The sequence below is a fragment of the Nonomuraea marmarensis genome (genome assembly GCF_043197025.1).
Taxonomy (GTDB): domain Bacteria; phylum Actinomycetota; class Actinomycetes; order Streptosporangiales; family Streptosporangiaceae; genus Nonomuraea; species Nonomuraea marmarensis.
In genome coordinates, this window is sequence record NZ_JBICRM010000004.1 from 264,010 (window position 1) to 277,518 (window position 13,509).

At 70.0% G+C, this 13,509-nt stretch carries 12 protein-coding genes; 3 read left to right on the forward strand and 9 right to left on the reverse strand.

The annotated features are described in order from the left end of the window. Nucleotides 1-5: 5 nt before the first annotated feature. Together ACFLIM_RS08625 and ACFLIM_RS08630 are read right to left on the reverse strand one after the other, a co-directional pair. The gene (locus tag ACFLIM_RS08625; RefSeq protein WP_393163804.1) at nucleotides 6-1,475 is read right to left on the reverse strand and encodes an FHA domain-containing protein; all 1,470 of its coding nucleotides are present in this window, start codon (nucleotides 1,473-1,475) and stop codon (nucleotides 6-8) included. 339 nt (nucleotides 1,476-1,814) lie between these two features. Continuing rightward, complete coding sequence (locus tag ACFLIM_RS08630) at nucleotides 1,815-2,951, reverse strand: site-2 protease family protein (RefSeq protein WP_393163806.1); 1,137 nt, start codon at nucleotides 2,949-2,951, stop codon at nucleotides 1,815-1,817. Nucleotides 2,952-3,066: 115 nt separating this feature from the next. On the opposite strand from ACFLIM_RS08630, the gene ACFLIM_RS08635 reads away from it, so the two are divergent. The 3 genes from ACFLIM_RS08635 (at nucleotide 3,067) to ACFLIM_RS08645 (ending at nucleotide 6,038) form a co-directional block, all read left to right on the forward strand. Then, on the forward strand, nucleotides 3,067-3,927 hold the full coding sequence (locus tag ACFLIM_RS08635; protein WP_393163808.1) for a RecB family exonuclease: 861 nt from the start codon (nucleotides 3,067-3,069) through the stop codon (nucleotides 3,925-3,927). Nucleotides 3,928-4,138: 211 nt separating this feature from the next. Then, entirely contained in the window at nucleotides 4,139-5,326 is a 1,188-nt protein-coding gene (locus ACFLIM_RS08640; protein WP_393163810.1) for a sensor histidine kinase, read from the forward strand. A gap of 28 nt (nucleotides 5,327-5,354) precedes the next feature. Then, nucleotides 5,355-6,038, forward strand: coding sequence for a response regulator (locus ACFLIM_RS08645; RefSeq protein WP_393163812.1), 684 nt, complete (start codon nucleotides 5,355-5,357; stop codon nucleotides 6,036-6,038). Here the strand turns inward: ACFLIM_RS08645 and ACFLIM_RS08650 are convergent. From ACFLIM_RS08650 to ACFLIM_RS08680, 7 genes are all read right to left on the reverse strand, one after another. Next, nucleotides 6,030-7,055 carry an ABC transporter ATP-binding protein gene (locus ACFLIM_RS08650; protein WP_393163815.1) on the reverse strand — a complete coding sequence of 342 codons (1,026 nt, stop codon included), beginning with the start codon at nucleotides 7,053-7,055 and terminating at the stop codon, nucleotides 6,030-6,032. The genes ACFLIM_RS08645 and ACFLIM_RS08650 overlap by 9 nt on opposite strands. After that, nucleotides 7,052-8,077 carry an ABC transporter ATP-binding protein gene (locus ACFLIM_RS08655; protein ID WP_393163817.1) on the reverse strand — a complete coding sequence of 342 codons (1,026 nt, stop codon included), beginning with the start codon at nucleotides 8,075-8,077 and terminating at the stop codon, nucleotides 7,052-7,054. Before ACFLIM_RS08655 ends, ACFLIM_RS08650 begins: the two co-directional genes overlap by 4 nt. Continuing rightward, nucleotides 8,074-9,087 carry an ABC transporter permease gene (locus tag ACFLIM_RS08660; RefSeq protein ID WP_393163819.1) on the reverse strand — a complete coding sequence of 338 codons (1,014 nt, stop codon included), beginning with the start codon at nucleotides 9,085-9,087 and terminating at the stop codon, nucleotides 8,074-8,076. Before ACFLIM_RS08660 ends, ACFLIM_RS08655 begins: the two co-directional genes overlap by 4 nt. An 87-nt stretch (nucleotides 9,088-9,174) precedes the next feature. Next, nucleotides 9,175-10,941: an ABC transporter substrate-binding protein gene (locus ACFLIM_RS08665; protein WP_393163821.1), complete on the reverse strand. Its 1,767-nt coding sequence runs from the start codon at nucleotides 10,939-10,941 to the stop codon at nucleotides 9,175-9,177. A 51-nt stretch (nucleotides 10,942-10,992) separates the two neighbouring features. Further along, nucleotides 10,993-11,985 (reverse strand): ABC transporter permease, encoded by a 993-nt coding sequence (locus tag ACFLIM_RS08670; protein WP_393163823.1) that lies wholly within the window; start codon nucleotides 11,983-11,985, stop codon nucleotides 10,993-10,995. Nucleotides 11,986-12,219: 234 nt separating this feature from the next. Further along, nucleotides 12,220-12,696 (reverse strand): cellulose synthase, encoded by a 477-nt coding sequence (locus ACFLIM_RS08675; protein ID WP_393163825.1) that lies wholly within the window; start codon nucleotides 12,694-12,696, stop codon nucleotides 12,220-12,222. A 101-nt stretch (nucleotides 12,697-12,797) separates the two neighbouring features. Next, nucleotides 12,798-13,475: an HAD family hydrolase gene (locus tag ACFLIM_RS08680; protein WP_393163827.1), complete on the reverse strand. Its 678-nt coding sequence runs from the start codon at nucleotides 13,473-13,475 to the stop codon at nucleotides 12,798-12,800. Between the last annotated feature and the right edge of the window lie 34 nt (nucleotides 13,476-13,509).

Genomic DNA, 13,509 nt, shown 5'->3' on the forward strand with positions numbered 1-13,509 from the left:
GAGCCCTACCCCCGGTGCGCCTCGAAGCGGAGCGTGCGGGAGACCCCGACGCGGACCGTCGTGCCCGGGGCGATGGTGACGGGCTCGTTGGGCGGGATGTCGTAGAAGTTGGGGTCGCCGGGCGGCTGGATCTGGGTGCCGTTGACCGAGCCCAGATCGACCAGGTTGACGTCCCAGCCGTCCAGCGCCACCCGCAGGTGCCGGCGGGAGACCGACCCGTCCGGGCTGGTCACCTTGGCGGGCCTGGCGGTGCCACCGGCCACCTCGGGCGCCCGCTCCGGGTCGCGGCCCAGCAGGTAGTCGCTCTCCAGCGGCAGCGCCGTCCCGTCGTCCAGGATGAGGACCCCGAGCGACGGGCGCGGGCCCTTGTAGGGGACGAGAGTGCGCTGGACGAGGGCGATCCCGCAGACGGCGCAGTAGGGCACGCGGGGATCGTTGAAGTGGTCGTTCTTGCAGTCGACGCCGTAGACCAGCGGCCGGTCGCCGTGGTCGGGCTGCTGCTCCTGCGGCGGCGGCCCCGGCTGCTCGTAGTGGTCGGGCGGGCCGAGCAGGGGCGGCGCGGGCTGGTCGTAGTGGTCCGGCGGGCCCATGTGCTGCTGCTGGGCCTGCTGGTCGGCGACGCCGTTGCCGGAGGGAGGGGGCTCGTCGTAGGAGGGGAACTGCTGCGGCTCGGGAAGGGGCGGCGGCTGCTCCTGCGGGCCGAAATAGGGGGGCTGCTCCTGGGGCGGGAGGTAGGGGGGCTGGGGCTCCTGCGGGGGGAGGTCGGGGGGCTGCTCCTGAGGCGTGGGGTAGGGCGGCTGATCCTGCGGGGGGAGGTAGGGAGGCTGCTCCTGGGGCTGCGGGCCCGAGGACGGGCCCTGCACGGCCTGCGGCTGGTCGGCCAGCGGGTACGGAGGCCGCTCCACGGGCGCGGGCGGCGGCTGGATCAGGTCGGCCTCGATGTGGAAGGCCGTGGCCGGCATCTCACTGGTCAGCGGCCTGGACGGAGCGGGAGCGGCGGGCTGGTCGGTGAGGTCGCCGACGAGGCCGCCGCCGTGCACCACACCGCCTTCGAAGCGGACCGCGGGGTGCGGGCTGCCGGCCCCGGGCAGGCTCAGCTGGACGCGCTCGACCGGGCCGGTGACGAGCCGGTCGGCCCACGTCAGGGAGTCGCTGCCGGCCAGCCGCGTCTCGCCGGAGGCGGTGCCGATGGTGGCCGCGGCCGAGCCGCTGACCAGCACGGCCACACCGTCGCCGACCGGGCCCGCGACCGCGCACGTGGCCGGGTCGCCCGCCATGTTGGCCGCGAGCACCTGCGCGGCGCGACGGGCCAGCGCCCTGCCGTCGCCGCCGGACGCGGCCGTCTCACGCAGCGCGTCGAGCAGGTCGTTGGCCGCGGACTCGTTGGCGTCGCACACCAGCAGCAGCCCGCCCTCGAAGGCGACCAGCCCATTTCCAGGAAGCGGACGCACCACTCCGAAGCCGTGGTCGGTCATGCGTCCTCCCTCATGACGACCGTGCTGCGCTCATTGGTGCCCTCGCTGCGCTCGGTCACTCAACTCTCCTCCCCGGAAGCCGGCGATATTACGGCACCCGCACTGCCGTGCTGGCCACCAGCCATACGTACCCAGACGACGAGGCCCTGTCGCTGGCCCCCTCGTCTCGATTCGGTGACCCGGTGGACCGCAACAAACCCCTTAACTGTGCAAGTTTGGCCAAACAGAACACTATCGGCCAGTCGTCGCATCGCAGAAATCGCCGGAGTCGGCCCCGGCCACCCGAAACTGCTGCACACGACCCTATCCGGGGGCTGCCGCTTAAACGAGTGGGACAAATCAGACGCCGGTGAAAACCCGGTTCACATCGGCCGTGGCGAGCACGCCGAAGATCTCTCCGCCGCGCTCCACGAGCAGGTATTCGCTGCCCGGGGCCCCGCGCATGGCGTCGATGAGCGGCTCGCCCACCAGGTCGGCCTCGAGCACCATCGAGGGTTCGAGGGACTTGGCCATGGAGCCGACGTTCACCCAGGGGCGGCGGTGCTCGGGGGTGGCCTGGACGGCGGCCTCGCTGACGATGGCCAGGGGACTGCCGTCGTGGTCGACCACGACGATCGCGCCCGCCCTGCCCTCGGTGGCCTGCCGCAGCGCCTCGGCCAGCGGCGTCTCGGCGGCGACCGGTATCGCCCTGCGGGCCAGTGCGCGCGCGTTGACCTGCGGGATCCTGGCCCGGATCTTGGCCACGCGCAGCGACTGGCTGGCCCCGAGCCAGATGAACGACGCCAGCACGATCGGCCACAGCAGGTCGGGGACGTCGATCTCCTGCCCGCCCGACAGCGCCATGGCGATCGGGAACACGACGAGCAGCACGGCCAGCACCCGCCCGCCCCACGCGGCCACGATGGTGCCGGTGCCGGGGTTCCTGGTCAGCTTCCACACGCCCGCGCGGAGCATCCTGCCGCCGTCGAGCGGCAGCCCGGGCAGCAGGTTGAACACGCCGACGATGAGGTTGGCCACCCACAGCTGCCAGACGAGCACCTCGAGGATGCCGCCGTCGTTGACCAGGTAGACGTCGGCGGCCAGGCCGAGCCCGCCCAGGCCCAGCGAGAGCGCCGGACCGGCCGCGGCGACCAGGAACTCCTTGCCCGGCGTGGGCGGCTCCTTCTCGATCTCCGACACGCCGCCGAGGAGGTAGAGGGTGATCCTGCGGACCGGCAGGCCGTACCACTTGGCCAGGACGCTGTGCGCCAGCTCGTGCAGCAGCACCGACACGTACAGCAGCACCGCGAACGCGAACGCCACCGCGTAGGCGGCCGTGCTGTCGAGCTCGGGCAGCCTCTGGGCGAACTGGGGCCCGAACATGAACGTGATGAAGGCCGCGACGAGGAACCATGTCCACGAGACGTACACCGGAATGCCGAACGGCTTCCCCATCCGTATGCCGGAGAACTCCTGCCGCGGGCTCTGCTCGCTCACCGCACTCCTCGAACGTCCATTACGTGCTGTTGCTGCCTTGATGCTACGCGCCCGATCACGTGATCCTCGTCCCGCGACCGTTATTCTGTCGGGGTGTTGACCTAGAGTGCGGTGCATGACTTTGACCGAACCGGTGATCATCGGAGCTCTCTCCCCCTCCCGGGCGGGCGATTTCATGACATGTCCGCTGCTCTACCGGTTCCGGGTGATCGATCAGCTGCCCGAGAAACCTTCGCAGGCCGCGGTGCGCGGCACGGTGGTGCACGCGGTCCTGGAGCGCCTCTACGACCTGCCGGCGCCGCGGCGTTCGGTGCGGGCGGCGCTGGAGTTGCTGGAGCCGCAGTGGCAGCGGCTGCTGGCCGACGATCCGCTCTACGCGCGGATGTTCGCCGACGAGACCGAGCAGGCGGAGTGGCTGGCGCAGGCGCGCGGCATGCTGGAGCGCTACTTCACGCTGGAGGACCCGACGCGGCTGGAGCCCGCCGAGCGCGAGCTCTATGTCGAGGCGGTGCTGGACGGCGGGCTGATGTTGCGGGGCTACGTCGACCGGCTCGACGTGGCGCCGACCGGCGAGGTCCGGGTGGTCGACTACAAGACGGGCACCGCGCCCGGGCCCGACTTCGAGGCCAAGGCGCTGTTCCAGATGAAGTTCTACGCGCTGGTGTTGTGGCGGCTGCGCGGGCAGGTGCCGCGGCTGCTGCAGCTGGTCTATCTGGGCGGTCAGGGCGAGGTGCTCCGGTACGCGCCGGACGAGGCCGACCTGCTGGCCACCGAGCGCAAGGTGATGGCGTTGTGGGCGGCGATCGAGCGGTCGCTGGAGACCGGTGAGTGGCGGGCGCGCCGGAGCCGGTTGTGCGACTGGTGCGATCATCAGGCGTTGTGCCCGGAGTTCGGCGGCACCCCGCCGCCGGTGCCCGACCGCCAGCCGGGCGACACGGTGCGGAGCAACCGGCGCTCGGCCACCGACGAGCTCTGACCGGCCGTTCCGTGCTGGGCCGCGTCCCTGGGCTGACGGCTCGTCGGGGCGGGCCTGAGCTGCCGCACGGCGCGTTTCCGGGCCGGTGCGGCGCGGGTGGGGTGTCAGTGCGCGTCTTGGGCGGGTGAGGGGTGGGTGCGTGGGTGCGTACAAGGGGTAATCCTCCCGAGGGGGGAGGTTACGGGCTCTCACCTGGGCCTACAGTGAAGCGGTGCGGATAGACCGAACCAGGTTGCACGACACGCTGCTCGCCGTGGTGGTGGCCGGGGTCTCGGTGGCGCTGTTCGTGCTCTACGGCCCCGATCGCCTTCAGGCCGAGGGGATAGCGGTCGACGGCATGCGGGCGCCCGACTCGTTCGGCGCGGTGCTGGTGGTGCTGGCGTGCGTCCCGGTGGCGCTGCGCAGGCGGTGGCCGCTGTCGGCGCTGTGCGCGACGGTGGTGCCGGAGACGTTGCTGGCCGTGTTCGGGTACGGCGCCGGCATCTCATGCCTGGCCGGGCTGGTGCTGCTGTATTCGGTCGCGTCCTACCGGGGGCTGGCGGTCGCGCTGGGCGGGCTGCTGGTCTCGCTGGTGACGTACACGCTCGGCGCCGTGGCGGGCCCGGCCAGGGTGGCGAGCTGGAGCGAGCACGTCGTGGTGGCCGTGGTGCTGGTGGCGGTGTGGGGCGCGGGGCGGAGCCTGCGGTTGCGCCGGGCGTACCTGGAGGAGTTGAAGGATCGGGCGGCCAGGCTGGAGCGGGCGCACGCCGCCGACACGCGGGCGGCGCGGGCCGAGGAGCGCTCCAGGATCGCCCGCGAGCTGCACGACGTGGTCGCCCACCACGTCAGCGTGATGACGGTGCAGGCGGCCGCGGCGCGCAGGGTGCTGGCCGCCGATCCCGACCTGGCGCGGGAGGCGCTGTCGGCCATCGAGCACACGGGCCGGCTGGCGATGACGGAGATGCGCAACATCGTCGGCGTGCTGCGTACCGACTCCCGGGCCGATGCCCGGGCCGAGCTGGGCCCGCAGCCGGGCGTGCGGGACCTGCCGCTGCTGGCCGAGCAGATGCGGGAGGCGGGGCTGTCCACCCGGCTGCAGGCCGAGGGCGAACCGCGGCCGCTGCCCGCGGGGGTCGACCTGGCCGCCTACCGGCTGGTCCAGGAGGGGCTGACGAACAGCCTGCGGCACGCTGGCGCCGGGGCGAAGGCCGTGGTGACCGTCCGGTACGAGCCCCATGAGCTGGACGTACGCGTCGAGGACGACGGGGTCGGCGCGGCGGGGCTGTCCACCCGGTCAGGGCATGGTTTGGTGGGCATTCGCGAGCGGGTCGCCCTCTATGGTGGAATCCTGAGCATCGGTCCGCTGCCGGGGGGCGGTTTCGAGGTGCGGGCGAGGTTCCCGTTGAAGGACGGCCAATGACGATCGGGGTGCTGCCGGTGGACGGCCAATGACGATCCGAGTGCTGCTGGTGGACGACCAGCCGCTGCTGCGCACGGGGTTCCGCCTGATCCTGGAGGCCGAGCCCGACCTCACGGTGGTGGGCCAGGCCGGCGACGGCAAGGACGCGCAGGAGCAGACGCGGGCGCTGCTGCCCGACGTGGTGCTGATGGACATCCGGATGCCCGGGGTCGACGGCATCGAGGCGACCCGCAGGATCGTCCGGGAGGCGGCGCCGTCGGCGCACGTGCCGAAGGTGCTGGTGCTGACGACGTTCGACCTGGACGAGTACATCGTGGAGGCGCTGCGCGCCGGCGCTTCCGGGTTCCTGCTGAAGGACGTGCCGCCCGACGAGCTGGTGCAGGCCATCCGGGTGGTGGCGGCCGGTGACGCGATCGTGGCGCCGAGCGTGACGCGGCGGCTGCTGGACCGGTTCGCCAAGCGGCTGCCGTCGGCGTACGAGCAGGCCGCTCCCGCGCGGCTCGACCGGCTGACCGAGCGGGAGCTGGAGGTGCTGCGGCTGATCGCCAAGGGCATGTCCAACGCGGAGATCGCGGCCAAGCTCGTGGTGAGCGAGACAACGGTCAAGACGCACGTCGGCAACGTGCTCACCAAGCTGGGGCTGCGCGACCGCGTACAGGCCGTGGTGCTGGCCTACGAGACGGGGCTGATCACCCCCGGAGCCTTATCCTGACGACTCCTGGGCCGCCGCGACGGCGGTCTCGGGCGCGTTCTCCGGGAAGTGGCAGGCGACGCGGTGACCGCTGGCCAGCTCCTCCAGTGGCGGCTCGACCGTCTTGCAGATCTCCTGCGCCTTCCAGCAGCGGGTGTGGAAGCGGCACGCGGGCGGCGGGTTGAGCGGGCTGGGCACGTCGCCGGTCAGCCGGATGCGCTCGCGCCCGGCCCGCCCCTTCGGGTCGGGCACCGGCACCGCCGACAGCAGGGCGTTGGTGTACGGGTGCATGGGCGAGCTGTAGAGCCGCTTGCGGTCGGCGACCTCCACGATCTTGCCCAGGTACATGACCGCGACCCGGTCGCTGATGTGCCGCACCACCGACAGGTCGTGGGCGATCACGACGTAGGTGAGGTCCAGCTCGTTCTGCAGGTCTTCGAGCAGGTTGACGACCTGGGCCTGGATCGACACGTCGAGCGCGGAGACCGGCTCGTCGGCGATGATCAGCTTCGGTTTGAGCGCGAGCGTGCGGGCGATGCCGATGCGCTGGCGCTGGCCGCCGGAGAACTCGTGCGGGTAGCGGTTGTAGTGCTCGGGGTTGAGGCCGACGAGCTCGAGGATGTCCTGGACGGCCTTCTTGATGCCGTGCTCGGTCTGCACGCCCTGAATGCGGAAGGGGGCGCCGACGATGGCGCCGACCGTGTGCCGGGGGTTGAGCGACGAGTACGGGTCCTGGAAGATCATCTGCATGTCGCGGCGGAGCGGGCGGAGCCTGCCCTGCCCCATGTGCGTGATGTCCTGGCCCTCGAAGACGACCTTGCCGCCGGTGGGTTCGAGCAGCCGGGTGACCAGCCGGCCGGTCGTGGACTTGCCGCAGCCCGACTCGCCCACCAGGCCCAGGGTCTCGCCCTTGAACACGTCGAAACTGATCCCGTCGACCGCCTTGACGGCGCCGACCTGCCTTTTGAGCAGACCCTTCGTCACGGGGAAGTGCTTCTCCAGGTCCTGTACGGAAAGGAGCAGCTCACTGTCACTCACTGGGTCTCCAGCACTGGCTTGATCTCGGTCTCCCACAGGCTCCGCCGCTCGGGCCTGCTCAGGTGGCAGCGCACCAGGTGGCCGCCCTCGGTCTCGGCCAGCGCGGGCACCTCGGCCTGCGACTTGCCCTCGGTGCGCTCGACATAGGGGCAGCGGGGGTGGAAGGCGCAGCCCGTCGGCACGTTGATCAGGGACGGCGGGGAGCCCTTGATCGGCAGCAGCCGTTCGGTGCGCTCGCGGTCGAGGCGGGGCATGGAGCCCAGCAGGCCCCAGGTGTAGGGGTGCTCGGGCCGGTAGAAGATGTCGTCGGCCGAGCCGTACTCGACGCACTTGCCGCCGTACATGACCAGGATGTCGTTGGACAGCTCGGCCACCACGCCCAGGTCGTGGGTGATGACGATCAGCGCCGAGTTGAACTCGCGCTGCAGGTCGCGCATGAGGTCCAGGATCTGGGCCTGCACGGTCACGTCGAGCGCGGTCGTCGGCTCGTCGGCGATGAGGAGCTCGGGGTCGCAGGACAGCGCCATCGCGATCATGGCGCGCTGCCGCATGCCGCCGGAGAACTCGTGCGGGTAGCTGTCGACGCGCCTGGCCGGCTCGGGGATCCCGACGCGGCCGAGCATGTCGATGGCGTGCTTGCGGGCCACCTGCTTGGTGACCTTGTGGTGGATCCGGTAGGCCTCGATGATCTGGTGGCCCACCGTGTAGTACGGGTGCATCGAGGACAGCGGATCCTGGAAGATCATCGCCATCTTCTTGCCGCGCAGCCCGCGTACGTGCTCGGCCGAGGCGCCGATGAGCTCCTCGCCGTCGAGCCAGATCTCACCGGAGAGCTTCGCCCGGCCGCCCTTGTGCAGGCCCAGCACGCCGAGGCTGGTCACGCTCTTGCCGGAGCCGGACTCCCCCACGATGCCCAGGGTCTTGCCGCGCTCGACGCTGAACGACAGGCCGTCGACGGACTTGACCAGGCCGTCGTCGGTCGGAAAATGGATCTTCAGGTCCTTGACGTCAAGGAAGCTCACGACAACCTCACCCTCGGGTCGACCACGGCGTACAGCAGGTCGACGATCAGGCTCGCGACCACGACGAAGGCCGCGGCGACCAGCACCACGCCCATGACCTGCGGCAGGTCCTGGTTTCTGATGGCCAGGATGGCGTACTGGCCCAGCCCGGGCAGAGTATAGGTGGTCTCGGTGAGCACGGCGCCACCGATGAGCAGGCCGAAATCGATGCCGAACAACGTCAGGATCGGTGTGAGCGCGGCGCGCAGCCCGTGCTTGACCACGACCTCGCGCTCGCGCAGGCCCTTGGCGCGGGCGGTGCGGATGTAGTCCTCGCCCATGGTCTCCAGCATCCCGGCGCGGGTGAGCCTGGCGTAGCCCGCGGCGAACAGGAACGCCAGGGTGATCCACGGCAGCAGCAGGTCATAGGCCCACTGGGCCGGGTTCTCGGTGATCGGTGTCCATGCGCCGCCCGGCGGCGTCCAGCCGAGGCCGTAGCTGAAGACGACCAGCGAGATCATGCCGGTGAAGAAGATGGGCAGCGACACTCCGGCCAGCGCGGTGCCCATCGACAGCCGGTCGAAGAAACTGCCTCTGCGCAGCGCGGACAGCACGCCCACGCTCACCCCGGCCAGCACCCAGATGAGGGCGGCGCCGACGGCAAGGGAGAAGGTGACCGGCATGCGGTCGACGAGGTCCGGCCAGACGGGCTGGCCGCTGATGAAGGAGTAGCCGAAGCAGGGCGCGGGGCACTGCTCGACACCGGCTCCGTAGTCGTACTGGGCGCCGGTGACGATGCCCTTGACGAACCTGCCGTACTGCACGACCACCGGGTCGTTGAACCCGAGCCGCTCGGTCACGAGGGCGACCGTCTCGGGCGTCGCCGCGCGCCCCACGTAGCGTGAGGCCATGGCCTCGGGTGTCGCCCCGGCCCACTGCGGCACGACGAAGAAGATGCCGAAGGTGACCATGCTGATCACGATCAGCATCGCGAACGCGCCGATCAGGCGTCTGATGATGTATGTGAGCACCGCTACCGGCCGAGTGGCCCGCCCGGACGTCCGGGCCGGCCACTCCTGCCTTCACCTGCCTTCGCTAGATCCCCGAACCTCGCCTGGTCACTGAACGCCGAGCAGCACGTAGTCGTACATGCTCTGGCCCTCGTTGTAGGCGACGTTCGTCAGGCCCTTGCCGCGCATGAGCAGCGACTTGGCCCATACCACCGGAAGGATGGAGGCGTCCTCCATGACCTTCTTGTCGACGTCGACCCAGAGCTTCGCGCGAGCCGTGGCGTCGAGCTCGGCGGAGGCCTGGTCGATCAGCTTGTCGACCTCAGGGTTCTTGACGCTGAGGTTGTAGTTGCCGGCGTCACGGATGGTGCGGCTGTCGACGATGGCCTGCATGAAGCCGTAACCGTCGGGCCAGTCGGAGCCCCAGCCGTGGGCGGCCAGGCCGATGCCGTTCTTCTTCACGTAGTCGACGTTACCGGCGTAGTCGGAGAAGTAGCTGGAGCCGGGGAAGCCCTTGAGCGTGAGCTTGATGCCGACCTTGTCCAGCGCCTGCTGCATCGACTCGGCCAGCGCCTTCTCGCGCGGACGGTCGGAGCGGAACGTCATGGTGGTGGAGAAGCCGTTCGGCTGGCCGCACGCCGCCAGGGCCGCCTTGGCCTTGGTCACGTCGCCCTTGTTCTCCGGGGTGGCGTAGGTGTCGAACTTCTCCTGGCCGACGATGGGCGGCGGCATCACGTTCGAGGCGATGTCACCGCCGGCCACCGGGCCGCCGAAGGCGGTCTGGTTGGCGACGCGGTCGGCGGCCCACATGACGGCCTTGCGGCACTCGATGTTGTCCATCGGGGGGTTGTAGGGGATGACGGACACGTACCAGAGCCTGGGGATCGTCGGGTTGTCCGTGCGGGCCTTCAGCGCCGGGTCGGGAAGGACCTTGCCCAGCGCGGCCGGCTGCATGCCCGTGCCGGGGATGTCGAGCTGGATGTCACCGGCGATGAGCTGGTTGTCCAGGTCGTCGGCGTTGACGTTGAGCTGGACCTCGATCCGGTCCGGCAGCGCGGGACGGTTGGGGTCGGTGGCGGGGTCCCACTGGTCGTTGCGGACCAGGGTGAACTTCTTGCCGATCTCGTTCGTCTCGAACTTGTACGGGCCGGAGGAGATGACGTGCTCTTTGAACTTCGCGCCGGTGTCCTTGGCCTTCGGCACCGGGGCCGTCATCGGCATCTGGACGACGTAGTCCATGGAGGAGAACGGCTTCTTCAGGTGGAAGACCAGCGTCAGGTCGTCGGTCGCCTCGACGGCCGACTTGTAGTCGACGTCGGGGGTCTTGTAGACGCTCTTGAAGTCCTTCGGCCAGTCGAGCAGCTCGTTGAGGTAGGAGGGACCGTGCGGGAAGGTCTCCTTGTCGAACGTCCGCGCCACCGCGTACGCCACGTCCTTGGCGGTGATCGGCGTGCCGTCCTCGAACTTCAGCCCGCTTCTGAGCTTGTACGTCCAGGTCTTGCCGCCGTCGCTCGCCGTACCGAGCGACTCGGCGAGGTCGGGCACGACGGTGTTGCTCTCGGGGCCGGCACCGGTCTTGTACGTCGTCAGCGTCCGCCAGTAGAAGCGGCCGAAGTTGAGTGAGTAGCCGTAGTAGGTGTCGCCCGGGTCGAGGCTGTCCCAGTCGGCGGAGTGAGCCGCCTTGAGGGTGCCGCCCTTCTTCGTGGACGGGTTCCACACCTGGGTGAGAGCGGCGTCGAACGCGTCCTGCGCGGCGCCGCCGGAGGCCGACTGGGCGGGCTGCTGTGGCGTACCGCCACCTCCGCCGCCACAGGCGGAGAGCACCAGGGCGAGCGCCGCTGTGGCGGCTCCTGCCAGTGCGTGTTTCCTTCTCATTTACTAACCCCTTGATTAGTGAGATGCCGGGGGATCAAGCGTTGGCGAAGGTCAGTGCGCTCGCGGGTCGAAGGCGTCCCTCAGTCCGTCGCCGAACAGGTTGAACGCCAGGACGGTGACGAAGATCGCCAGACCCGGGAAGAGCACGAAGTGCGGCAGCGTGTAGAAGCGAACCGCTTCGGAGAGCATGCCGCCCCAGGTGGGGGTGGGCGGGTTGATGCCGACGCCCAGGAAGGAGAGCGCCGCCTCGAACAGGATGTTGGTCGGGATGAGCAGGGTCGCGTAGACCAGGATCGGCGCCAGCAGGTTGGGCATGACTTCGCGGAACAGAATGTAGCCGTTACGCGCGCCGAGGCTGCGCGCCGCGTCGACGAACTCGCGCTCGCGCAGCGAGAGCGTCTGGCCGCGCACGATGCGGCCGATGCTGGGCCAGCTGAAGAAGCCGATGATGAAGATCAGCATCGCGATCCGCAGGCCGTTGCCCTCCAGGCCGAACCCCTTGTCGGGGATGACGCCCGCCAGCGCGATCGCGAAGACCAGCAGCGGGAAGGCGAGGAAGACGTCCATCAGCCGGCCGATCACCTGGTCGACCCAGCCGCCGAAGTATCCGGCGATGACGCCCAGCGTGGCGCCGATGACGACCGACAGGATGGTGGCGAGGAAGCCGATCAGCAGCGAGATCCCGGCGCCGGCGACGATGCGGCTGAAGATGTCGCGGCCGTTGACCGGCTCGACGCCGAGCAGGTATTCGCCGCTCACGCCCCCGAAGGCGCCCTTGGGCAGGAGCGTGCTCTGGTCGATCTGATCCTGGTGGAACTCCAGCGGGGGGTGCCCGAACGCGGCGATGATGGGCGAGGAGAAGATCGCCACCAGGACCAGCAGGACAACGAAGATCCCGCCCGCGAGAGCGACCTTGTCCCGCCTGAGCCGCATCCATGCGATCTTGGTCAGAGACCGACCCTGGATCGCCTGCCCCGCGCCCGCGAGCACCGACTCCGGATGCGCCTCTGCCGCGGAACCGGAAACGTCTAGCGGTGCGGTCATGCCGAATTGCCCCCTGGAACCAGACGAGTCTGCTGACTACTGACTTTAGACCGCGTGTCGCGACCTCAGGAGGCAGAATCTATGGCCTGAGCTGGTGTGACTAGTCCCTCCGCACCCGATGTGGCTTAACTGTGATTGACGCGAAACTCATTCGTATCGATCTTGAAGGGAATGTGTACGACCCGTCCCGGTTGCGTCTCGGAACTGTGACAGAGCGCGGACGAACGCCTGTATTCAGCTGATGCCGCGGCGCTTGAGCAAGTCCTCGATGTCGGAGAAGTCGTCGTCGCCCTTGCGCTCCTTCTGGGCGGCCACGGCCGGCTGCGGCTTGGCCGCGGCACCCGGCTTGTTCGCTGAGGGCTGAATGGCCGGCCCCTCGGCGGGAGCCTTCTTCTTCCTGCCGACGGACAACTTCCTGCCGCGCAGCACCCCCGACACCACGAACAGCACTGCGGCCAGCCCGGTCACGGCGACGCCCGCCCAGACGAGCGGATTGAGCACCAGGCCCGTGACGAACCCTACGGCGGTCGCACCGATGGTCCACAGCGCCTGCAACGCGCCGGTCAGGTAGGCGGCCACCGGTAGCAACGCCCACGCCGTCATCCTCATGCCGGCCGCCGCTCCCCTGCGCCTGAAGGCCAGGAAACCGAGCACCAGCCCTGCCGCGGTCACTCCGGCGCACAGCGGCAACCACGCGATCTGCTCGTACATCACGCCGCCCCTCGTATCGACTACGTCTCCATCCTGGCACGCGAAATCGCTCCCGCCCCTCCTCCGGGAGGACCACTTGTCCCCTAGGGGTACCTGGAGGCTCAGAGCGTGATGAGGGCGCGCAGGTCGGCGACGCCGACCCGCTCCAGCGAGGAGACCACCAGCCGTCCGGGGGCCGGGTCGATGGGCAGCAGGCTGGGGACGGCCACCACGGCGCAGCCGGCCGCCGTCGCGGCCGCGACGCCGTTGGGCGAGTCCTCCAGCACCACGCAGCGCACCGGCGCCACGCCCAGCAGCGCCGCGGCCGTCAGGTACGGCTCAGGGTCCGGCTTGGTGCGGGAGACGTCCTCCGCGGTGACGATGACGTCGAACCGGTCGCGGCCCACGCCCGTGAGCACCGCCTCGGCGATCTCCTTCAGCGACGAGGTGACCAGCCCCACGGGCACGCCCTCGGCCCGCAGCGCGTCGAGCAACTCGGAGGCGCCCGGCAGCACGCGCACCCCCGCCGACAGGCGCGCCACCATGCCGTCCACCATCCACTCCCGCACCGTGGCGGCGGGAATGGTGGCGCCCGACACGGCCAGCATGTAGTCGAGCGTGCGCTCCATGGACCCGCCGACCAGGTGGGCCTGGTGCTCGGTCGTCCAGGCGGCGCCGAGCCTGGCCATCACCCCGGTCTCGATCTCTAACCAGACCTTCTCGCTGTCGACGAGCAGCCCGTCCATGTCGAAGAAGACCGCTTGCATGTTGCCCCCGGGTCGGTGGTGCGTGCTTGCCATTCTGGCCGTCCATGGGTGAACGGCGGGCGACCGG

Excerpts from the sequence above, each read along its gene's own strand:
- ACFLIM_RS08625 (WP_393163804.1), bottom strand. The coding sequence starts at position 1,475 with ATGACCGACCACGGCTTCGGAGTGGTGCGTCCGCTTCCTGGAAATGGG.
- ACFLIM_RS08635 (WP_393163808.1), top strand. The coding sequence starts at position 3,067 with ATGACTTTGACCGAACCGGTGATCATCGGAGCTCTCTCCCCCTCCCGG.
- ACFLIM_RS08645 (WP_393163812.1), top strand. The coding sequence starts at position 5,355 with ATGACGATCCGAGTGCTGCTGGTGGACGACCAGCCGCTGCTGCGCACG.
- ACFLIM_RS08665 (WP_393163821.1), bottom strand. The coding sequence starts at position 10,941 with ATGAGAAGGAAACACGCACTGGCAGGAGCCGCCACAGCGGCGCTCGCC.
- ACFLIM_RS08670 (WP_393163823.1), bottom strand. The coding sequence starts at position 11,985 with ATGACCGCACCGCTAGACGTTTCCGGTTCCGCGGCAGAGGCGCATCCG.
- ACFLIM_RS08675 (WP_393163825.1), bottom strand. The coding sequence starts at position 12,696 with ATGTACGAGCAGATCGCGTGGTTGCCGCTGTGCGCCGGAGTGACCGCG.
- ACFLIM_RS08680 (WP_393163827.1), bottom strand. The coding sequence starts at position 13,475 with ATGGCAAGCACGCACCACCGACCCGGGGGCAACATGCAAGCGGTCTTC.